This window comes from Terrisphaera buseokensis, from assembly GCF_047521145.2.
Taxonomy (GTDB): domain Bacteria; phylum Verrucomicrobiota; class Verrucomicrobiia; order Opitutales; family Opitutaceae; genus ER46.
Genome location: NZ_CM134186.1, coordinates 3,889,969 through 3,911,552, shown reverse-complemented (window position 1 = coordinate 3,911,552; position 21,584 = coordinate 3,889,969). Strand labels below are relative to the sequence as shown.

General features: G+C 66.0%; 13 protein-coding genes. 3 read left to right on the top strand and 10 right to left on the bottom strand.

Features of this window, described 5'->3' with window-relative positions:
• Positions 1-22 precede the first annotated feature (22 nt).
• The gene (gene hpf / locus ACLJEU_RS14560; RefSeq protein WP_414661720.1) at positions 23-397 is read right to left on the bottom strand and encodes a ribosome hibernation-promoting factor, HPF/YfiA family; all 375 of its coding nucleotides are present in this window, start codon (positions 395-397) and stop codon (positions 23-25) included.
• Here hpf and ACLJEU_RS14555 point away from each other — a divergent pair.
• Both ACLJEU_RS14555 and ACLJEU_RS14550 read left to right on the top strand, forming a co-directional pair.
• The gene (locus ACLJEU_RS14555) at positions 357-1,310 is read left to right on the top strand and encodes an SDR family NAD(P)-dependent oxidoreductase (RefSeq protein ID WP_457795227.1); all 954 of its coding nucleotides are present in this window, start codon (positions 357-359) and stop codon (positions 1,308-1,310) included. The two genes, hpf and ACLJEU_RS14555, sit on opposite strands and share 41 nt — an antisense overlap.
• A complete protein-coding gene (locus ACLJEU_RS14550) occupies positions 1,307-2,158 on the top strand; it encodes an RluA family pseudouridine synthase (RefSeq protein WP_414661721.1) in 852 nt (283 codons plus the stop codon). Before ACLJEU_RS14555 ends, ACLJEU_RS14550 begins: the two co-directional genes overlap by 4 nt.
• Before the next feature lie 11 nt (positions 2,159-2,169).
• Here the strand turns inward: ACLJEU_RS14550 and ACLJEU_RS14545 are convergent, their stop codons facing one another.
• Complete coding sequence (locus ACLJEU_RS14545) at positions 2,170-3,372, bottom strand: sensor histidine kinase (protein ID WP_414661722.1); 1,203 nt, start codon at positions 3,370-3,372, stop codon at positions 2,170-2,172.
• A gap of 267 nt (positions 3,373-3,639) precedes the next feature.
• Between ACLJEU_RS14545 and ACLJEU_RS14540 the strand changes: the two genes are divergently transcribed.
• A complete protein-coding gene (locus tag ACLJEU_RS14540) occupies positions 3,640-4,989 on the top strand; it encodes a pyridoxal phosphate-dependent decarboxylase family protein (protein ID WP_414661723.1) in 1,350 nt (449 codons plus the stop codon).
• A gap of 211 nt (positions 4,990-5,200) precedes the next feature.
• On the opposite strand, the gene ACLJEU_RS14535 is transcribed toward ACLJEU_RS14540, so the two are convergent.
• From ACLJEU_RS14535 to ACLJEU_RS14500, 8 genes are all read right to left on the bottom strand, one after another.
• Positions 5,201-6,664, bottom strand: coding sequence for a sulfatase family protein (locus tag ACLJEU_RS14535; protein ID WP_414661724.1), 1,464 nt, complete (start codon positions 6,662-6,664; stop codon positions 5,201-5,203).
• Positions 6,661-8,160: a sulfatase family protein gene (locus ACLJEU_RS14530; protein ID WP_414661725.1), complete on the bottom strand. Its 1,500-nt coding sequence runs from the start codon at positions 8,158-8,160 to the stop codon at positions 6,661-6,663. The genes ACLJEU_RS14535 and ACLJEU_RS14530 overlap by 4 nt, the downstream gene beginning before the upstream one ends.
• Positions 8,161-8,383: 223 nt before the next feature.
• Complete coding sequence (locus ACLJEU_RS14525; RefSeq protein WP_414661726.1) at positions 8,384-11,299, bottom strand: TonB-dependent siderophore receptor; 2,916 nt, start codon at positions 11,297-11,299, stop codon at positions 8,384-8,386.
• 225 nt (positions 11,300-11,524) lie between these two features.
• The gene (locus tag ACLJEU_RS14520; RefSeq protein WP_414661727.1) at positions 11,525-13,087 is read right to left on the bottom strand and encodes a sulfatase; all 1,563 of its coding nucleotides are present in this window, start codon (positions 13,085-13,087) and stop codon (positions 11,525-11,527) included.
• A gap of 142 nt (positions 13,088-13,229) precedes the next feature.
• Positions 13,230-14,762, bottom strand: a complete 1,533-nt coding sequence (locus tag ACLJEU_RS14515; RefSeq protein WP_414661728.1) for a sulfatase-like hydrolase/transferase — start codon at positions 14,760-14,762, stop codon at positions 13,230-13,232.
• Between the two features lie 68 nt (positions 14,763-14,830).
• Positions 14,831-18,028, bottom strand: coding sequence for a TonB-dependent receptor (locus ACLJEU_RS14510; RefSeq protein ID WP_414661729.1), 3,198 nt, complete (start codon positions 18,026-18,028; stop codon positions 14,831-14,833).
• A gap of 19 nt (positions 18,029-18,047) precedes the next feature.
• Entirely contained in the window at positions 18,048-19,676 is a 1,629-nt protein-coding gene (locus ACLJEU_RS14505) for a sulfatase family protein (protein ID WP_414661730.1), read from the bottom strand.
• Between the two features lie 37 nt (positions 19,677-19,713).
• A complete protein-coding gene (locus ACLJEU_RS14500) occupies positions 19,714-21,393 on the bottom strand; it encodes a sulfatase-like hydrolase/transferase (RefSeq protein ID WP_414661731.1) in 1,680 nt (559 codons plus the stop codon).
• Positions 21,394-21,584: the final 191 nt, after the last annotated feature.

Genomic DNA, 21,584 nt, shown 5'->3' with positions numbered 1-21,584 from the left:
CGGAGAAAGGAAAGTGACAGCGTTACGCAAGCGCCTTGGGAATTTCGGCGTTGAGGTCGACCGCGTGAGGATGATTGCGTTTAACGCGGTGAAGTTGGTGGCGTCGCTGCAGCATGCGATCGAGTTTGTCGACCAGCATCGATATTGCCTTGTGGCACTCGTCCGCCTGAACGGACGCGTTCATGTCCGGGCCGTGGATCTGGATGTGGCCCTTTGCCTTGAATTGGGTGCCGCTCGCGGGGTTGCGATCGCACTCCAATTCCACGCGCATTCTCACGATGCGCTCCTCATGACGAAACAATCGCTCGGCTTTCTCGCGGACGAACGTCTTCAGGGACGGTGTCAGATCGAGGTGAATGCCGGATACGATTAGATCGTGGTTATTTTGGCTGTTCATGTTTCTGCGTATGGGTTCGGTTGCTACAAGGCCGGGACGCAGCCCGGCCTTGCTAAAGTCATCGAAAGACTCCCTTACATCTGTTGTGCCCTCGCCACGCGAAGCGCTCCAACCATTCTCGGCCGTCGTCGTGACGGGCGGATCTTCCGGTATTGGAAAATCTATCATTAGACTGGGGAGAACCGTGAGACCGGATTTGGTATTTTGCAACCTCTCGCGGCGTCCGCCGGTGTTAAATATTTCACCTAATGCAGGGAAATATTTGAACCATTTTCCGTGTGATCTTTCGGTGCCGGAGGAACTCATCCGCGCCGCGGCCGCAGTGCGGGCGTTGCTCGAGCGTGACGTTCCGACGGGGCGAATCCTGCTCATTAACAACAGTGGTATCGGCACGTTCGGCCCCTTTCCGAAGGCGAATCTCGACCGCGAACTGGCCATGATCGATCTCAACGTGCGGGGCGTGGTGCAGCTCACCGGCCTGCTGCTGCCGCTCCTGCAGGCGCGCGGCGGGGCGATCATCAACCTGGCTTCGACGGTGGCGTTTCAACCGACGCCCTTCGCCGCCACCTATGGCGCGAGCAAGGCCTTCATCCTGCACTGGACGATCGCGTTGAACGAGGAATTGCGCGGCACGAACGTCCACGCGCTCGCGGTGTGTCCGGGCACGACGTCGACGGAATTCTTTCGCAACGCCGCCGTCGGCGATGCCGCGGCCGAATCGGCGCTGACCATGACGCCGGACGACGTGGCGGAGGCGACGCTGCGCGCGCTCGGCGCCGGCCGCAGTCAGATCGTCCCGGGCTTGGCCAACAAACTGTACACGTTTTTCGGATCGAAGCTGCCGAAGGCGTTGGGCGCACGCGTGGCCGGTGCCGTGCTCGGTCGTCGCTGGCGAAGGCAGGCGCAGTCGTGAGCGACGCTGCCGACCAGGCCGCCGCGGGACCACCGCCGCTGCCCGACGATGACTTCTCGCAACGTGCGTGTGCATGGCCCCGCCGCGCGCGCGTCCCGGGACCGGTGCGGATGATTGCGCCCGAGGAAGTGCCGTCCTGGATCGTGTACGAGGACGCGCGCCTCCTCGTGGTCAACAAGCCGGGCGACGTCGTCTGTCATCCCTCGAAGGCCGGGCCGTGGTCGAGCCTCGTCGGCGCGCTGCGGGAATATGCCGGGCTGCCCACCGTCCACCTCGTCTTCCGGCTCGACCGCGAAACCAGCGGCGTCGTCGTGCTCGCCAAGGACGCAAAGATGGCGAGCCGCCTGCAGGTCGCGATGCAGGAACGCAAGATCGGCAAGGCCTACGCCGCCGTGCTCACGGGAGAAATGACCGCCCCGGTCACGGTCGATCGCCCGCTGGGCGACGACCTGTCCAGTCCGGTCTTCATGAAGTCGGCCGTTGTCGCGGAAGGAGAGGGGCAGCGCGCGGTCACACACTTCACGCCGACGGCGTCCGGTGGCGGCGTGACGCTTGCGCACGTGGTGACCGAGACCGGACGCAAGCACCAGATCCGGGCGCACGCGCAGTGGCTCGGGCACTCGCTGGTGGGCGACAAGATTTACGGGCCCGATGCGCGGCTGTACCTCGACTTCATCGACCACGGCTGGACCGAGGCGCTCGCCGCCCGGTTGTTCCTGCCGCGGCAGGCGCTGCACTGCGCCGCGATCGATTTGCGGCCGGCGGGCATGCCGCACGTATTCAGCGCGCCGTTACCGCAGGATCTGCGCGAGTTCCTCGCGGGCCGCGGCCTCGCCCCGCCGACCTGACGCGCCGGGCGTCAGGGCAGCGTGAAGAAGAAAGTCGCACCGCCGTTGGGCGTGCTCTCGGCGCGGATCCGGCCGCCGTGCTTCGCGAGGATGCGGCGCACCGTGGCGAGCCCGACGCCATGCCCCTTGAATTCCGTCGCGGCGTGGAAGCGTTGAAACGGTTCGAAGAGGTGGTGCGCCGTCTCGGTCTCGAAACCCACGCCGTTGTCGCGCAGGAAAAACTCCGGCTCCGCCGGCCCCTCGGTGCGGCCGAAATGGATTTCCGCCTTCGCGGCTCGGGCGGTGAATTTCCAGGCGTTGTCGATCAGTTGCTCGACGACGATGCGGAGCAGCTCGGGGTCGGCGTCGACCACGAAACCCGGGGCCACGCTGACGTGCACCTCGCGGCGCGGTTCGCGGGCCCGCATGGAAATCGCAATCTCCGCCACCAGCGCGGAGAGATCGACGCGGCCGCGGTTCAGCGCCGCGGAGGAAATGCGCGCGAGCTTAAGCGTTTCATCGAGCAGCGTGTTCATCTGCTGCGCCGAGTTGCGAATGCGATTGATGTAGCCCCGGGCCTCGGCGGCTCCAGTGCGCGGATCGAGCATCAGTTCCGCGTACGCTTCGATCGCACGCACCGGTGCACGCAGGTCGTGCGAGACGGTGAAAGAAAAGGTCTCCAGCTCGCGGCTGACAAACGCGAGCTCCTCGCTGCGGTTGCGACCGAGGCGTTGCAGTTCGTCGTGGATTTCGAGATCGGCCAACGCCACGGCCGCGGCGTCGGCCAGCGCGTGCAGCAATTGCAACTCCGGCTCCGTGGCCGCATGCGACGCCGACCACGAAACCCCGATCGCGCCGGTGGGTGTTTCCCGGCCGATGGGGACGGCCGCCATGCTCTTGATGGACGTCAAACGATACGTTGCCGGATCGATTCGCGGATCAGTCGCGATGTCTTCAACCACCGCCGCCGCGCGATGCACGATGGCCCAGCCTTCGAGGCTGCCCGCGAGCGGCAGGCGTTTGCCCTGCCACTGCGGCGTCACCGTGTCTTCGCCGATGACATGCGCCCGCTCGTTTTCCCGCATGACCATCGTCGCGCCGTCCGCCTGCGTCAGTTTGCGCGCCGCCGTCGCCACGATGGTAGCAATGCCGGCAAGGTCGCGGGAGTGGGACAACTCCCTGACGGTTGAAACGAGAGTGAAGGCGGCGTCGAGTTCGACCCGGGAAGAGCGCATGACCACGATTCCGCGAACGAATTGAAAACGCATTGAAATTGCAAGTGGAGTCTCAACAACTTCCGTGCGAGAGCGTTCGACGGAGCGTTTTTAGGCCGTGGTTGCACTTAGCATGCCCCTGAATGCTCCCGTGCGATCGTCGACCGGGCGAAACGCACGGCTTCGACGCCGGGAGGTCCGGGAAGGGTTGAGGGTAGTCGGCGGCCAAATCGTCCGGCACAGCAACGCCGGCGTTGTGCGATCATGCGGCGGGTCTACGGTGGCGCCATGAAAGAGCTCCTGACCGACGCAGCGACGCGCGCGATTCACTATCTCGAAACCTTGGATACGCGGTCGGTGGCGCCGGCCCCCTCGGCCGTGGCGGCGCTCAAGGCGTTTGACGAACCGCTGCCGGAGCAACCTGGCGATCCGGCGGACACGCTGCGGCTCCTCGATGAGGTGGGGTCGCCGGCCACCACGGCGATGGCCGGACGTCGCTTCTATGGTTTTGTCATCGGCGGCTCGCTGCCCGTGACCTTGGCGGCAAACTGGCTCGCCGGGGCTTGGGATCAGAACACCGGACTTTACCGGCCGACGCCCGGCACGGCGTTTCTCGAGCAGGTGTCGCTGCGGTGGCTGTTGGATATTCTCCAACTCCCAGCGACCTGCGGCGGAGCGTTCGTGACCGGTGCCACGGTCGCCAATCTCTGCGGACTCGCGGCGGCGCGGCATGCCGTGCTCAAACGGGTCGGGTGGAATGTCGAGGCGGACGGACTTTTCGGCGCGCCGCCGATCACGGTGATCATCGGCGGTGAGGCGCATCCGTCGGTTTCGAAATCGCTCGGCGTGCTCGGGCTGGGGCGCACCCGCGTGGTGAAGATTCCCGTGGACGATCAGGGCCGCATGCGCGTGGACGCGATGCCTCCCATCCATGGGCCGACCATCGTGTGCGCGCAGGCCGGGAACGTGAACACCGGGTCGTTCGATGCCATCGACGAAATCTGCCGGCGCGCGCGTCCGGCCGGCGCGTGGGTGCACGTTGACGGCGCGTTCGGGCTGTGGGCGGCGGCGACGAAAACACGCGCCGGGCTTTGTGCCGGCATGGGCGAGGCGGACTCTTGGGCGACGGACGCCCACAAATGGCTGAACGTGCCGTATGACTGCGGACTCGCGTTCGTGCGCGATCCGCACGCGCTCCAGGCCGCCATGGCCATCACGGCGGAATATCTTCCGACCGACTCCGGTTTCCGCAATCCCGCCGACTTCACTCCTGAACTTTCGCGCCGCGCGCGGGGCGTTGAGGTCTGGGCCGCCCTACGTTCTCTCGGTCGCGCCGGCATCGCCGACATGATTGAGCGCAACTGCGATCAAGCCCGGCGCTTCGCGGCGCAGTTGACCGCCGCGGGGTTCACCATCCTGAACGACGTCGTGCTCAACCAGGTCCTCGTGAGTTTCGGCGACGCCGAACGCACCAAGCAGGTGATCCAAGGCGTGCAGGCCGAGGGCACGTGCTGGGCCGGCATCACGGTGTGGCAGGGCCGCACGGCGATGCGGCTCAGTTTGTCATCGTGGGCCACCACCGACGCCGACGTGGATCGCAGCGTTGCCGCCATCGTGCGGGTTGCGGCGGGCTGCTAGAAAACGGCCGTTGCGCCGCGCACGGCGCGCGGCCGAACGCCGACACCAGCCGCGGGCCCAACTCGATCGGGTTCGGGCGCGATGACGCCGCTTCGTTGACACCGTTGGGACCGCGACCGCCCCCGGTCGCCCTCGGTGCTTGCGCCGAAACTGACTGAAAGCGACCGGGGGCGGTCGCGGTCCAGGGGCATGCCAGCTCGTCGGCCAGACGCTACTTGGCCTTCTTCCCTTTCTTCGCCCGCGTCGCATTGGCCTCCGAGGCATAAAGTGTTTGTGGATTGGCCACCTCGCCGGCGGGGCGCCGCGCCGCGGGGGCGGTGCCGCCGATTTCGGCGGACTTCGCCGACGCGAGCGCCCGCAGCCGCGCCACGATTTCAGGGTGGCGGTCGGCGACATTGGTGCGCTCGCCGATATCCTGATCGAGGTGGTACAGACGTGGAGCGTCACCAATATCTGGAGACAGCGTATCGCGGCCCATCGTTTCCCGCTGGGCGGCGATGGCGAGTTTCCACGGCCCCTGGCGCACGGCCTGCAGATTGTAGCCGGCGAAGTAATAGTGGGCGTCGCGCGAGGATTGCCGTGACCGGTCGAACAGCACCGGCGAAAGGTCGCGGCCGTCGATTACGGGCTGGGCGGGCACGGTGCCGCCCGCGACGGCCACGGCGGTGGGCAGCAGGTCGATCGTGCCGGCGATGGCGTCGCTCACGCTGCCTGGCGCGATTTTGCCCGGCCACCAGGCCAGCGCCGGCACGCGTACTCCGCCTTCCCAGGTGCTGCCCTTGCCGCCACGCAGCGGTCCCGCGCTGCCGCCGTCGGCGCCCTTGATCAACCACGGGCCGTTGTCGCTCGTGAAGATCACGAGGGTGCGGGCGTCGAGCTTCAGCTCGCGGAGCGTGTCGAGGATGCGGCCGGTGCTCCAGTCCACTTCCTCGACCCAGTCGCCGAAGCGGCCGTTGGCGGACTTGCCGCGAAACGCCTCGCCGGGAAAGATCGGCGTGTGCACCGCGGTGTGCGGCAGATAAAGCAGAAACGGCTGGTCCTTCGCGGCGCGGATGAAGCGGACGGCCTCGTCGGTATAGCGCTCGACGATCCGGCTTTGCTTTTCGTCGGTGAGCAGCTCCAGGACCTTGTCATCGCGCACCAACGGCACGACGCGCTCGCCGGTCTGCGTGGACGCGCGTTGCATGTCGTTTGAATACGGAATGCCAAAGTAGTGGTCGAAGCCCTGGCGCGTCGGCAGGAAATCGGGCTGATCGCCCACGTGCCATTTGCCGATGCACATCGTGGCGTAACCGCGTTCCTTGAGTCGCTCCGCAATGGTGAACTCCGCGGGATTCAGGCCGTTCTTGCTGCCCGGTGGGTAAACTCCGGGAACCGAGACCCGCGCCCCGTAACAGCCGGTGAGCAACTGCGCCCGCGAGACCGAGCAGACGGGAGCCGCGTAGAAGCTGGTGAGTTTCATGCCCTCGCGCGCCATGCGATCGAGGTTCGGCGTTTTCTGCTTCGTCGCTCCGAAGGGGCCGATGTCGCCGTAACCCATGTCGTCGATGAAAATGATCACGACGTTCGGCTGGGCGGATGCCACCGCGGCAGTGGCGGCGGGAAATTCCGCGGGTAGGCACAACCACGCCAGAGCGAAGATGGCGGCGAGGCGGAGCGAGGGACGAGGTGTCATGGGCGTTTCCGGTTTTTAACCGCGGGTGCGACGGGTTTGTCGCTCCACGGCACGGTGCGATTGAAGAGCAGGGGATAGGATTCGTAGCTGTGGCCGGCGATGACCCGCGACGTCAGGGCGGCGAGCTCCGCATCGTAATGCCGGCGCAGGGTCGTGAGCGTCGCGGCGTGACGGGAATCGGACGCGAGATTCTTCAGCTCGTAGGGATCGTTGGCCAGATCGAAGAGCTCGTCGGTCGGTTTCATGCCGTCCCCGCCGTAGTACCAGTGGATGTATTTCCAACCCGGGACGACGATCGCCATCGATTGGGCGGACTTCGCCCCCCAGAAATTGAAGAGCGGTAGCGCGTCGCGCACGCGTTCGTGCGGGGCGGCCAGAAGCGGTAGAAGATTGCGGCCATCAAGTCCGGTCGGCGCCGGAACACCGGCGATGGCGAGCATCGTCGCGGCCATGTCCACGTTGGCGGTGAGCGCGCTGCTCACGGTGCCGGCGTGGATTTTGGGCAGGCGGGGATCGAAGATGATCAGCGGTGACTTCGACGCTTCCTCGTAAGGCAGAACCTTGTCGCCGAAGCCGTGCGCACCCATGCTATAGCCGTTGTCGGAGGTGAAGATGATCACGGTGTTGCCCGCGAGACCTTCGCGCTCGAGCGCTTCGCGGATCATGCCGACGGCGGCGTCGACTCCGGTGATCAACGCGTAGTAGAGCGCGGTGGAGGTGTCGTAGTCGTTAATCCACTCGCGATAGCCGGTGGCGGCGCGGCTGGATTGCGACTGGGCCGAGAGGTGGCTCGCGTGAGCGACACCGTAGTTGGGCGGGCGCGCGAACGTTTTCCCAGCATAGCGTTTCAGATCGATCGGGTCGGGCGTGAAGGGCAGGTGCGGCGCCTTGAAGCTGATGGAGACGCTGAAAGGCCGGCCGCTTTGTTTCGCTTCCTTGAGGAAATCCGCGGTCCAGGCGCCATACGCGCGAGAGCAGTGCGGATACTGCGCGGCATAGCGCGCGATCCCCGGGTTCTTCGCCGTCTCATAAAATGTCTGTCCAGGCCCGCCGGCCCAGCGATCGAAAAACGCGGCGAGCGCATCGAACGGTTCACCCTGCAGATCGAAACCGATCTTGCCGGCGAAACCGGTGAAGTACCCTGCCTCGCGCAGGAGCATCGGATAGGATTTGGCGAGGAAGCGCCGCTCCAGGTCGCCGTGCTCGAAATTGCAGCCGTGCCTGTATTCATAGAGCCCCGTCAGCACGCTGGCCCGGCTGGCCATGCAGATCGACGTGGTGTTGTAGTGCTGCGTGAACCGCACGCCGTCGCGCGCCAGCTGGTCGAGGTGAGGCGTGATGATCTCCGTATTTCCATAACAACCCACCGCGCGGGCGGTCTGGTCGTCGGAGAAAAGAAAGACGATGTTGGGCGGAGCGGAGGGCGTCGCGGCACCGCTCAGGCGTGGCAGAAGCGACAGCGCGACCAAGGTGGAGGCAATGAGTGATGTCTTCACAGAATGATAATACCAATCGCTGCTTGCTCTTGGACTTCTGGATCGATCGTGGATACGAGCGCCAGCGAGTGGTCGTTCGACCACTCGCTGGCGCTCGTAGCCACGGCTAAAGTCCAAAGGCAAAGAGCGATTGGTATAAAGTCCGGGGATGGGGCGGACCAGGAACGAAGCGGACGGGCCCGTTGAAACGCATCCCGGGCAACGAAACCAATCGGCGTCGGGTTCAAAAGCGGAAGAAGTTCGTGAGCGTGATCTGCCGCGGCTCGGTGTAGCGCGGGTAGCGGGCGATGCGGCCCTGGTTCGTCACATTGTTGAACACGTTGTCGAGGTTGAGCTGGCCGGTCCATCGCACCGGGCCGAACTTGGCGGAGTATTTGAAGAACGGGCTGAACACGAATTCGTCCGCATTGCGCCGCTCGGGAATCACGAGCTGCCCGGTGATGAACAGGCTGCCGGGATCGCGCACGCGACCGCGGGCCCAGCGCAGCGAGGCGCCGACTCCCAGGCCCCGCAGCCGGCCTTCGCGGATATCATAACGCGACACCAGGCTGCCCCGGTACTGTTTCGGTTGCGTGTCGTCGCTGTCCTGGTCCTCGAGAAAGTCGCGGCTGGCCGCGAGCGCGGCCTGGATGTCGCCCGCCGCCACTTGTTGGGAGCGAAGGTGCGCCTCGGCGAGTGCGACCTTGGCGCGGAACTGCGGGACCGACGACGCGCGCTGATTCTGGGTCGTGGAAAAGCCAAGCCGCGAGGTCCAGTTGCGGGAGAGATTCGCCGTGAGCTCCAATTCCCATCCGCGCGTGTCGCGATCGTTCGAATCATCCAGCCCGATGATCTGATCCGGCGAGGCGGTGCTCCGGCCCGTGTTGAGCGCGTCGTTCACCTCGGTGCGCAGCGCGGCGCCAATCGTGGTGCGGTTGTTCTCAGAGGTGTTGTCGTAGGAGATGATCGAGGCGTTGACGCGGCCCCCCAGCAGGTGAAAACGCAGACCGAGGTCGACGCCCGAGCCCGCGGTCGGTCGGCGGGGCGCACCGTAGAGATCCGTGCCGACGTTGTCGGTGAAGAGGGCCGTTTCCTGATACGAGGCCGTGAGCGACACCCAGTCGGTCAGATGATAGACCGCGCCGTACGTCGTGTTCGTGCGCCAGCTGTCGGCGATGGGCTCGGTGGGAATCGTGTCGGCGTCGGAATCCAGGGGACTGCCGGCGGCGTCCACGAAACGCCATTCCTGATAGTCACCGAACGATCGGGTGGCGAGATTGCGGGCCTGCTGCCAGTGATCGCGACTGACGCCGAGGCTCGTGCGCAACCGGCCCTTGAAGAACGTGCCGAGGTGCTGGAAGACGGCGGTGCTGAGTGATTGATCAAAGTACTGGAGTCCGCCGGTGCCGTTGACGAAGTAGTCGAGCACGCCGGGCTGCTGAGGAATGCGGAGACCCTCGCCGTTGCCGTCCTTGAAATAATACCACGGCGTCACGACGTTGTTGGGCAGCCGCGCGCTGATGCCGGTGAAGCCGCGGCGGTCGATCTCCTCCTTCGTGAGACCGAAGAGCATATTCTTGATGCGGTAGATTTCGTCGCGGTGATTGGCGCTGAGGATCAGGCGGTGCGAGGTCTGGCCGATCTCCAGATTGTGGACGCCGATGAGTCGGACGGACTCGATGCTGTGTTCCTCGAAGCGGCGCTGAATCGTGCCGGGGATGAAGAGCTGCTCGAAGTTGGGATTGGCGATCGTGCGCGTCGGATCGTTGGGAAACGCGGGGTCGGGGAGGCGCGGGTTGACGTCGATGAAGACGGCGCGGGCGTTGGAGCCGGCGACGTTCCCGTTGCGGGTGAGCCTCTGGTCGGTGAGTTCGTTCTGCCGGTTGTAGGCGAGCCACAGGCTCGTCTGACGGGAGAACGCGTGCTGCACCGAGAGATTTGCGACATCGTACTTGTAGCGAACGCGCGCATCGGGACCGGCCCAGTCCTGGTGCAACGGAAACAGCGAGCCCGGGATCGGCAGCCAGGGAATGCGGTTCGGGTTCTGCGGATCAGTGGCGCTGGTGGCGTTGGCACCCTGGACGATCGTCGAGACGCGGTAGACGGGAAATGCGTCGGTCGCCCCCATGGTCTGGAGATTGAAAATCCGCCCGCCCAGCACGGTCATCGCGTGAGTATCCGCGGTGGCGGTACGCGGGGCGGCGAGGCGGGCCATGCCAACGCCGTTGGTCTGCACCCCGGCGAGCGTGGGGTTGGCGTCGCGGGCGTTGGTGCCCGTGCCGCGCACGTAGGCGGACGTGATGTCGTTCAGCGCCGTATGGCTGATGAAGCTGAGGAGGCGGCCCTCCTCGTAGGTGGCGTCGACGATCGTGTTGGCACTCTTGAAGGGCTGATAGCGCAACGCGCCCGCGGCAGCCCGCATCGTGCGCGCGGTGTTCTCGTGCCAGCCCTCGAGATCGGAATCGAGGAGGTTGAGGCGCAGCGCGAGCGACTTGTCGATCAGCACGCGGCTGATGTCGGCCGACAGGCGCTGCGAGCCGCGATCGTCGTAGCGCGCCTGGAGTTCGACCTCGTTGCGAAACCGGCCGCGTTTGGTGGTGAGGTTGATGACGCCCGTGGCGTCGGTGTCACCGTAGGCGATGCCGCCCGGCCCGCGGGAAATCTCGATGCGCTCGGTGTTGAACGCATCCTGGGGCGTGTAGGTCGGAAAGCCGTCCTTGAGCTGCCGCACCGAGGGCAGGCCGCGGAAATTGATCTGGTTGCCGGAGCGAGCACCGACCGGCGCGCCCACCTGCATGTTGTCGTTGTAGATGTTGTCCGCGCCGACGGCGAATTCCACCGCCTGGAAGAAATCGGTGATGCCCAGATCGGCCATGAACTCCGAGTTGATGACGGAGATCGAGTTCGGCAGGTTGGCGAGCGACTCGTTCGTCCGCGTGCCGCTCATCGCCGTCGAGGACTCGTAACCGACGTCCGTGCCCGCGGTGACTTCGAAGGGCGTCAGCGTGACGGGTGACTCTTTCGTCGACGCCGGACTGGAATGGGCGGGCGGCACCACGGTCTGGGCGGATGACCTCGGTGTCAGCCAGACGCCAAGCGCGAGTAACGTGACAGCGCTGAAAGTGCGCGCGAAAACCGACGGAAGGGGGACGGAGTACATCGATCGGGGTGGGTTGGGCGCGGGGAAAAGGCGCCAAGGGTGAGAACAAACAAAGCGAGCCCGCGGTCGGTCTCAAGCCCGCAGCCAGCGCGGACGACTCTTTTTCCGTCCTCGCGCGCCCCGCTCGAACGTCAGCAAAAGGCGGATACAGCAGGCGGCGGCGCCACCGGGGATGGACTGGCCCGGAAAGGGGCTGTTTCTTCCGGTGAAGCCGTCTGCTGCAGATCAGCCCTTCTTCTTTTTTTTCTTCTTCGTCTCGCCCGCCGGCCCCGCGGCGATCTGGGGCTTCGCCTCGGGCTGGGTCGCGAGAATGGCGCGCATGCGTCCGACCACCTCCGGCTGCTCGGAGGCGAGATTCCTGGTTTCGAGCGGATCCGCGACGTAGTCGTAGAGTTCGAGCTCCGCGGTGGCGGGGGCGGCACCGGGTTTCTTCCATTCGACGAGGCGGTGACGATCCGTCCGGACGGATCGGCCGAGGATGGCACCGTCGCCCGGACGGCTGCGCGGATACACTTGGAATACGGCGTCCTTGGTGGCACTGGAGGGATTGCGGATCACGGCGGCGAAGCTCCGGCCGTCGAGCTGCTGCGGCACGTTCGGCGCGGCGAAGCCCGCGAGCTCGGCGAGCGTGGGATAGATGTCGACTGTCTCGACCAGCGCGCGACTGCTCGTGCCTGGCCGACCTTGGCGGGGATCGATCACCAGCAACGGAATCCGCGTGGCCTCCTCGTAGTTGGAGTGCTTGCACCACTGACCGTGATCGCCGAGGTGCCAGCCATGGTCGCCCCAGAGGACGATCAGGGTGTTGGCGGAGAGCGCGAGGCGGTCGAGTTCGTCGAGCACCCGGCCGACCTGGGCGTCCATGTAACTGGTCGCGGCGAGATAGCCGTGGATGAGTTCGCGTTGCGTGGCCTCGCTCAACGGGCCGTCTGCGGGAATGCCCGCGTACGCGCGCAATTCGCCCCAGGACGTGGGCGCGTAACTCGGCGCGCCCACGGGCGCGGTTTGCACCGGGGCGAGCTTCAATGCGGCGCGATCGTAGAGGTCCCAATACTTGCGGGGCGCGGAGAACGGGAGGTGCGGCTTGACGAAGCCGACGGCGAGAAACAGCGGCTGGCCGGGATTTTGTTTCGCGGCCTGCAGGCGCTTGATGGCCTCGTCGGCGACCTGGCCGTCTGGATACGCGTTGTCGGGCGCATCGGCGATCTCCACGGCGGGACCGTTCGCGTTAGCGGGCCGGTAACCCTTGTCGCCCGGTTCGCCCTTCGCCACGGCGGGTCCGGTCTGGCTGGCCATGCCCGACGCCTTGATCGCGAGTGCTTCCTTCGTGATGTAGGTCCCGGTGCTGGACGTCCAATGCGGCACGCTCCAGGACGCGGTGTCCTCGAAGTTGCCGTGCCCGCGGTGAAAAATCTTGCCCATGCTCTCCGTGCGCCAGCCCTCGCGCTGGAAATACTGCGCCAGCGTGACGGCGTCGGGCGTCGCGACGCGGAAGTTGGTCGGCAAATCGTAGATCCCGGTCGAGGTCGGGCGCAGCCCGGTCATGAGCGAATTGCGCGACGGTGAGCACACCGCCTGGTTGCAGTACGCCCGGTCGAAGCGCGTGCCACGTGATGCGAGGCGGTCGATGTTCGGCGTTTTGCTCGTGGGATCACCATAGCAGCCGAGCAGCGGCTTGAGATCGTCAACACAGATGAGCAGGACGTTCGGGCGGGCGGAATCGGCCGCGTGAGCAAGGCCGGGGACAAACAACGCGAGAAGCCAGAGCAGCGCGGGGCGGATTTTCATGGACGGGTAAAGGAATGCGGTGGGATGAAGCGATGCTCCGGCCGACGGGTTGGAGCGGTGAAAGTGAGAAGGGGTCGTGCGGCAACGCTCAAGCGTCAACGTCAGGCGGACGCGTCCCGCTGCAGCGCGTAACGCGGCAGCGTCAGCCTTTGCCCTTCTTTTTCGCTCCAGGAGCGGGCGCTTCGGGTGGGGGCGTGAGGCCGTCGTTTGGTTGGTTCCAGAGACGCCACGGGTCGTCGAGGCGACGCATTTCGGCGAGGAGCAACGCTTCCATCTCGGCGAGTTTCGCGGCATGGCGCGGGTCGGCGGCGAGGTTGCGTTGGTGGGCGGCGGGCTTGGCGCCGGTGAGCGCGACGAGCGCCGGAGCATGATGAGCGTCGAGAAATTCCTCGGGATTCTCCCGGAGGTTGAAGAGCTGCGTCTCGCGCACGCTGCCGCCGAGGACGTCGAACTTCACGAGTTTCCAGTCACCCTGCTTGACGCTGCGCATGCCGGGCTTCGTGCCGCCGTTGTAAACGCCGTAGAGCGTGTCGCGCACGACGGGCTTCCGGCCTTCGAACACGGGCCGGAGGCTCAGCCCTTCGTTGGTGGACGGGGCGGCGATGCCGGCGAAGTCACTGAGCGTGGCGAGCACGTCGAGGAGGTAGGCGTTACCCTCGGCGCGCGTGCCGGGTTTGATGCCGGGACCTTTCGCGATGAAGGGCACGCGCCAGGTGTGCTGGTAGAGATTTTGTTTTCCCTGGAGGCCGTGGCGGCCGATGGCCATGCCGTGGTCGGCGGTGTAGAAGATGTAGGTGTTGTCCAGCTCGCCCATCGCTTCGAGTTTGGCGAGGACGCGTCCGATCTGGACATCGATGGCTTCGGAGCAGGCGAACTGGCGGCCGATTTCGTTGCGGATGGTGCGTTCGTCGCGTCGCTCCCACACGCCGCTCACGTCAACCTCGTCACGGAGGCCGGGGTGGCCGTGGGGAAACGGATGCGCGGGCAGGTAATTGTCGGGCAACGCCGGCTGCTTGGCATGCGCGGGCGGAGGCGTGTTCGGGTCGGTGTGGTTGGTCGCGCCGTAGTGCGCGAGCAACTCGGGTTTGCCGTCGCGCGTGTCATGCGGGTGCGAGAAACCGAAGTAGATGAGGAAGGGATCGCGGTCCTGCGTGGCCTCGCGGTTCTGCAGATACGCGAGCACCTGTTCGCCGTGCCAGGCGCTGCCGGTCTCGTCGGTGCCGCCGCGCTTGGTGGCATCCTTGCGCACGGTGAACAGCTTGTTGGCCGCCTCGTAGCTGTTGCCGATCTTGCACGTCCGCATGGTGTCGTAGCCGGCGCGATTAAAGACGGCGGGGATCGTGTTCTGTTCAAGATTGGGCGGGCAACGCACGCCCGCGCCCGGCCCGATCGGGAGGTGCCAGACGGAACGACCGCTCATGATCATGTGCCGCGACGGCGTGCAGACGCCACCGATGAACGCGCCCATGTGATACGCGCCGTCGAGCACCATGCCCTGAGCTGCGAGGCGATCAATGTGCGGCGACTGCAGCGCGGATTTCGGATTGTAGATCTTCAGGTCGAACGGCGACTGATCATCGACGAGGATGAACAGGATGTTCGGCCGGCGCGGCGTGGCGGCGAAGGCGGTTGAGAGGACCACGGAAAGAACCAGGCAGAGGCGGAGGATGATCATCGGAAAGCGAGAACGCGGTGTAAGGATGGAACGAGGCTGCGCGAGAAAAGATGGTGGCACGCTGCGCATCAGAACGTGCCCCTGAGGCCGAAGGTCCACAGGGAACCGAAGTCGAGGCGCGAACGGAACTGCGCGTGCGCGGGCGTGCTCGGTCCGTGAATCTCGGTGTCTTCGGTGGCGTCGTTGATGTTGCGCAGATTGGTGAAAAGCGCGATGCGCCGGGTGAGCGAGTATTCGCCGGAGACGTCGATGTAGAGCCGCTTCGAACCCCAGTTGTAGGTGCCGGGTTCGATGCTCGCGCCCGTGGCCACGATGCCGCGGCGCTGCCGGCCGCGATAATTCCAGTTGATGCGGACATTGTAACCCGGCCGCGTGAGGCTCACGCCCCAACTTCCGCTGCGCGGGATGTACCCGGCGAAGTTGGCCGTGGCGGTCGCGTCGCCGGTCACGCGTTGCGCGCTGGCATTGGCGAAGACCTGCACGCCGCGCGCCCACGACGGCAGGCCGGTGAGCGCCTGCTTGTAGCTGAAGTCCACGCCGGTCAGCCGCACTTTGCCGGGCAGATTCTGCTGCGTCGTGACGTCGAATTTGTCGTAGAGCGCCGGGTCGAGGCCGTAGAGCGCGAGGAATTCGGGCGTGGCGTTGAAGACGGTGCCGCCGAAGAAGTCCGTGATGTCCCGGCGAAAGCCGCCGACGGAAATCTGGCCGACGCCGGCGAAATAATATTCGAGCCGCGCATTGGTCGTCTCTGCGCTCCACGCCTTGATTCCGGCATTATTGACGACGATGCGGTTGGCCGGATTCGAGGGGTCGCTGTCGGGATCGGGCAGGGTGAGGCCGCCGGCGTATTGGTTGAGATCGGGCCGACCGACGGATGAGTAGCGCGCCGCGCGAACGATGAGATTCTCACGGACGTTGAAGGACGCGTTGAGACTGGGGAAGAGCCGGAGGTACTCGTTCTCGACGTGGGTGCCGCGTTGCAAAAACGTGAGCTGCGAGACCGCGAGGGCGTTGGTCGTGGGAAAAATGAGCACGGGCGTGCGTCGATTCGGATCGGCTGGGATCGGACTCGCGACGGTGATGACTCGGCCGCTGGCGTCGCGCTGGTAGTTGCGGGTGACATCCGTCAGCGGGCCCTCGGCCGCGATGTTCGTCTGCTCGGCGCGCACCCCGCCGACGAGCTTCAGACGGCGTTCAAACAACGCGAGGTCGCCGCGCACGAACGCGGACGAGACCGTTTCCTCGGTGTGCTTCGAGTTGGTGACGGCGGCACGGTAGCGGGCGTTTTCGTCGTAGGTGAGATGCGTCGGGTTGGCGCGATAGTAGTCGAGCAGGCGGCTGGTGCCGACCCATTGGATGCGAGGGAAGCCGTAGCCGTGCGGACGCTCCGACAACTCGGGCGACCAGAAAGCCGCGGCCTGATCGTCGCTGCCGAGCGAGGTCGTGCTGGCGCGACCGTCTGGTCCGACGAACGTGTAGGTGCGGTTGTCGTCGGCGCGGAGATCGCGCACGCCTTGCCGGCGGTCGAGCCCGGCCTTCAGCGTGACGGGCACGGGCCACAGGAAATCGCGCCGCACATTCGCGAAGGCGGTGCGCTGCTGGTCATTGTTTTCGGGCTGACCGCTGGCGGATCCGGTCACCGCGTAGGGGTCGAGCCGATACGGATCAATCGCCGCTCCGGTCGCGCCGTCGGTGACGGTGATGCGGTTCGGTCGCAGATAAAAAATATTGTCGAAGGCAACCGTCACGCCGGTGCGCCGGGCGGCCGTGCTTTGGAAGTAGCCGCGCTCGAGGTCGCCGCCGTTGTACCGGGCGCGGGAATAGCCTACGCCGGCCTCGGTCTTCCACACGGGCCCGTCGTGCCGCCAGCGGAGCGTGGGCATATAGGTTTCGTTTTTCCGGTAGCCGCCAGCGTTGCCCATCACGAGATCGCCGGCGGCGGTGTTACCGCGGGTCGAGAACGGCGTGAAATTTCCGGCCGCGACGCCGCCCACGTTGAAGGTGAGCGTCTGGCTGAGAAAATCCTCCTCGAAACGCGAGGCCTGCACCGAAAGCGAAATCGTGTCGTGACGCGCGAACTTGAAGTCGAGCGTGGCCGCCAGCGAGTGACGCGTGGTTTCCTTGAGGCCGCCGCGCACCGCGAAGGTCGAGAGGTAGGGGCGATCGGGCGTGGTGTGCGGAAACGTCGTGCCGTTGGTCGCGGTGCCGGCGCCCCGCCAAGTGTTGGTCACCTGATCCTGGCCGGCGAACTGGCTGGTGCGACCACCCGAGAGGGTGAAACCGAAGCGCTTGTTGACCGGCACCACCCAGGAGAAATCGAAGCCCGGTGAAACTTTGCGGCGGCCATCTTCGCGCGGCCCCGGGGTGGCATGCAGTTCCTTGCGATGGTCGCGCATCATCACGTAGGTGCTGCCGTTGAACACCGGCCGGGAGCGCTCAAAGGCGCTGCGCGGAATCATGTTCACCGATCCGGCGAGCGCCGCGCCCGAGGTGTCAGGCGTGGGGGAGAATGAAACTTCCACCCGCGCGATGCCATTGATGGACACCATGTCCACGGCGGCGGCGCGGGAGATCCCGCTGATCGCGGTGGCGAGGCTGAAGCCGTCGAGCGTGACCGGGACGCTGTCCGCGGGCGCACCGTTGATCGAGATCTCGCGGGCGTTGCCGCCCGCGTACTCCATCGTGACGCCGGGAAGAAATTTCAGGAACTCGCCCACGTGCCCCTCGGCCACCGTGCCGAATTCGTCGGTCGACACCACAGTCTTCACGTTCGACGCGAAGCGCTGTTCGTTGATCGCGAGGGCGGAGGCTTCCATTTCCTTCGAGGTGGCGACGACGAATTTCTCGAGCTTCACGCGGTCAACACTCGCCGCGCTCGATCCCGCGGCCGACATGCTCACGTCGTGGGTGGCGGTCTGAGCGGCGAACACCGTGACGGTCGTCGTCAGCGGAGCCATGCCGGTGTAGAATAACTTCAGCTGCAGGGTACCGACCGGGACGCCATCGATCCGATAAGCGCCACTGGCATCGGTGAAGGTTTCCAGCGCCGTGCCTTCGACGGTAACGCGCACGCGTTCCAACGCACTGTCGCCGGAAGCATTCAGGACGCGGCCCACGATGACGCCGTTTGGCCGGGGAGAAGATTGCGCGACGCCTCCGGCTGGCGGCGTTGCGCGCGGCAGCTCCGCGGACCAAGCGGGTCCGGCGGTAAAGGCGATGAACAGCACGATCGCCCGAAGATGACGAGTGAACGCGGGGGACTTCATGCAAGGCGGCGGGATGGGGTCATGGATTGGCCGCTTTGGCCGGCGTCTTCCGAATCTGAATCGCGATATCATTGGCCTGCTTCGCGCCCGGCGTGCTGCGACCGTTGATGATGAACTGCTCCAGCACATGGGAGAGCCGTGCGACTTCCTCGGGTCGCTCGAGGTGAAGGTTGGTGGTTTCTGCCGGATCCGATCGGAGATCGTAGAGTTGAGTCTCGGGCAGGCCCTTGGTGTCCGGGCTGCCGGGCGTGGGAACGCTCCAGCCGCCGGAGTCCGCGCAGAGCACGAGCTTCCAGTCGCCCTGCCGGATGGCGAAAGAGCCGTTGATGGAATGATGCACCACGGCCGGGCGCGGGCCGGGGCGTTCGGCACCGAGCAGGGCAGGCAGGATGCTGACACTGTCTTCGCCCGCGTTGGCGGGCAGCGTCAGACCAAGCAGCTCGGCGCAAGTGGCCATCAGATCGACGTGGCAGATCGGCTGGGCGTTCGTGGTCGCCGGTTTTATTTTGCCCGGCCAGCGTGCAAAGAAAGGCACCCGATGACCGCCGTCCCAGATGTCGGCCTTGTAGCCGCGGAACTGCGCGCTGGCGAAGTGGCCCTGTTTTTCGAGGCTGGGCGTGCCGGCTTGGGGCGAGCAGCCGTTGTCCGCGGTGAAGATTACGAGGGTGTTGTCGGCCAGACCGTGGGCGTCGAGGGCGCCGAGGATGGCACCGACGACGGCGTCGGTCTGCATCACGAAGTCGCCGTACGCGCCGAGGCCGCTTTTCCCCTGCCACTCGGGCGTCGGCAGAATCGGCGTGTGCGGCGAGGTGAGGGGCACGTAGAGGAAAAACGGCTTCCCGGCTTTCGCGGCGGCGGCGCGCTCTGCGATATAGCGGACGACGCGGTCCTCGAGACGCGGCAGCATCTGCACCGGCGGAAGATTTTCGATGACGCGGTCGTTCTCGATGAGACCGGACATCGTGCGGGCGTTCGAGCAGCCCCAGAAATAATCGAAGCCGCGCGTGATCGGGCCGCCGATGATCTGCGAGCCGACGGGCAGGCCGGCTGAGCCCATGGCGGACTTCTTTCGGGCGCCGGGGGCGGGCTCGGTTGGAGTCGGTCCGGCGGGCCGCTCCGAGAGAAACCCGAGGTGCCACTTGCCGATCGCCGCCGTGGTGTAGCCCTGTTGCTTGAGCAGGGCCGGCACGGTCAGGCGCTCCTCGGCGATGAGCGGCGGATCGTCGGTGCCGTCGAGCACGCCGCGTTGCAGCCGGCTGCGCCACGCGTAGCGGCCGGTGAGGAGGCCGTAGCGGGTGGGCGTGCAGACAGAGGAACCGCTGTGAGCATCGGTGAACGTGACGCCCTGGGCCGCGAGTCGGTCAAGGTGGGGTGTCTTGATTTTTCCCCGCGCCGGATTCAGGACCTGCACATCGCCGTAGCCGAGATCGTCGGCGAGGAGGTAAACGATGTTGGGAGTGTTTGTGGCGGCGGCAAAAGCCGTCGGGACCATCGCCGCAGCGAGACAGCATGCGACCACGGCCACGCCGCCCTGCTTCAGTAACGCGATCGTTGGCCGCTGCGGAGTGAACGCGTTCGTACCCGCGCGCCAGCGGCATCGCGCCAACGATTTCGTGGCGGCCGTGAGAAACTGAAGCAACGACGTCATGAGGGGAGAGGACGAAATCAGGCGGAGAATCGGAGGCTCATTTGCCGGAGGGCGTGACGAACTCCTCGCGGCTGAGGGTGTGATCACCGTTCTGGTCAAAATTCTTGAAACGCTGCTCGAGATTCGCCGCGTCCTTCATGCCGGCGCTGTACTCCGCGAAGGTGAGTTTGCCGTCGCGATCGGTGTCCATGCGCGCGAAGGCCGCAGCGCGATCAGGTGGAGCTTTCTTTGTGGCTGCGGGTGCCTCGCCCCGACGGGCGGCTGGCGGTGGTGCCGAGGTTCGGTCGGCGGCGCTGACGCAGGACGGATCGACCTCGCGGGGCAGCGTGGCTTTCCATGCGAGAGCGAGCTGGGTGAGGCGCGCCACGATGTCAGGATGCTGGCTCGCGACGTCATCGGCTTCGGCGCGATCGGTGGTCACGCGGTGCAATGCCACGCGGCCAGCGTCGTCGGTCAGGAGCAGTTTCCAATCGCCGTCGCGAACGGCGAGACGGGGCCACCAATCGGGGTCCGCGGCCTTGCCCGTCCACGCCCAGAAGATGGGCCGTGTGCGGCGGAAGGGTTCGCCCTGGAGTGCGGCGAGGAGATTTTCTCCGTCACCGCGGTAGTCGGCGGGGAGTGTGATGCCCGCGGCCGCACAGAGGGTCGGCAGCAGATCGACGGCCGTGAACACCGTTTCGTCGTTCTTCACGCCGGCGGGCGTGCGGCCGGGCCAGCGCACGATGAACGGCACGCGCACGCCCCCTTCGTAAAGGCTGCGTTTCTCGCCGCGCAGGCCGCCACTCGAACCGACGCTGTAGTAACCCCCGTAACCGGCGGCACCCGCATCGGGGTCGCGGGAGCTTTGCTGCGACTTCGGCGCGGTGGTCTCGGGGCCATTGTCGCTGGAGAAAATCACGATCGTGTTCTGATCGACGCCGGCTGCGCTGAGGGCGTCGAGCACGCGACCGACGGCGTTGTCGCCATCCGTGATGACGGCGGCGTAGACGCGTTTCTGCTCGTCGAGGTGCTGCCACTTCTCCAGCGACGCCTTTGTGGGCACATGGGGCAGATGGCTCTCGTGCAGCCAGACGTTCAGGTAAAACGGCCGGTCCTTGTTGGCGGCGATGAAGCTCGCGGCGTTCTCCGGCGTGGCGTGCAGATCGGCGGATGCGGTTTCGGCGCCGCCGTTGAAGACGGCGTAGTCATCGAAGCCGTACGCGGTGGGCGCGGGGGCGCCATGCGTGTCGCGATTGGTGAGATGCCACTTGCCGAAATGCGCGGTGCGATAGCCGGACTGCTGGAAGAAACGCGCAACAGTGGGCGCGCGCGCGTCGAGCCAGTCCGGCATGCCGCGGGCACGATTGAGCGCGGGCGCGGCGAAGTGCTGGTGAATGCCGTAGCGGGACGGAAAATGCCCCGTCATCGCGGCGGCGCGACTCGGTGAACAGACGGGGTTGAGGACGTTGAACTGGTGGAAATCAGTGCCCTCGCGCGCAAGCCGGTCGAGGTGCGGCGTCTTCAGCCACGGATGACCGTGACTCGAAAGATCGCCCCAGCCCCAGTCGTCGGCGAAGATGAAAACGACATTGGGTTTGGCCGCGGCTGCAGCCGCTCCGGTCGTAGTGCCGACATCGCGGAGGGGAGTGCGGGCGGGAGGGACTGATTGGGCAGCGGCCGCGGAGCCGAGCAGCGCGAGCAGGACCGTGAAACGCGGTCGCAATGCGGAGAGGTTCATTCCTGGGCAGGGGTGGGGTGGAGTAACCGGGGCGGACCGCTCGATCGAAACGATGGGGCGGCCGCCGCCGCAGGGACTTTTCCCGGCGGACTGGCCCGAGGCTAGTAAATAACGCGAAGAATCAAGGCGCGCCTGCCCGGACCCTCACGGGGAACGTACGCCCTGCTTCAGGTGCGACTCAGCGCTTCCCG

Bases quoted from the DNA above. Each gene is read 5' to 3' on its own strand.
- ACLJEU_RS14545 (WP_414661722.1), bottom strand. From the start codon at position 3,372: ATGCGCTCTTCCCGGGTCGAACTCGACGCCGCCTTCACTCTCGTTTCA.
- ACLJEU_RS14525 (WP_414661726.1), bottom strand. From the start codon at position 11,299: ATGTACTCCGTCCCCCTTCCGTCGGTTTTCGCGCGCACTTTCAGCGCT.
- ACLJEU_RS14505 (WP_414661730.1), bottom strand. From the start codon at position 19,676: ATGACGTCGTTGCTTCAGTTTCTCACGGCCGCCACGAAATCGTTGGCG.
- ACLJEU_RS14520 (WP_414661727.1), bottom strand. From the start codon at position 13,087: ATGAAAATCCGCCCCGCGCTGCTCTGGCTTCTCGCGTTGTTTGTCCCC.
- ACLJEU_RS14515 (WP_414661728.1), bottom strand. From the start codon at position 14,762: ATGATCATCCTCCGCCTCTGCCTGGTTCTTTCCGTGGTCCTCTCAACC.
- ACLJEU_RS14500 (WP_414661731.1), bottom strand. From the start codon at position 21,393: ATGAACCTCTCCGCATTGCGACCGCGTTTCACGGTCCTGCTCGCGCTG.
- ACLJEU_RS14535 (WP_414661724.1), bottom strand. From the start codon at position 6,664: ATGACACCTCGTCCCTCGCTCCGCCTCGCCGCCATCTTCGCTCTGGCG.
- hpf (WP_414661720.1), bottom strand. From the start codon at position 397: ATGAACAGCCAAAATAACCACGATCTAATCGTATCCGGCATTCACCTC.
- ACLJEU_RS14510 (WP_414661729.1), bottom strand. From the start codon at position 18,028: ATGAAGTCCCCCGCGTTCACTCGTCATCTTCGGGCGATCGTGCTGTTC.
- ACLJEU_RS14540 (WP_414661723.1), top strand. From the start codon at position 3,640: ATGAAAGAGCTCCTGACCGACGCAGCGACGCGCGCGATTCACTATCTC.
- ACLJEU_RS14555 (WP_457795227.1), top strand. From the start codon at position 357: ATGCCGGATACGATTAGATCGTGGTTATTTTGGCTGTTCATGTTTCTG.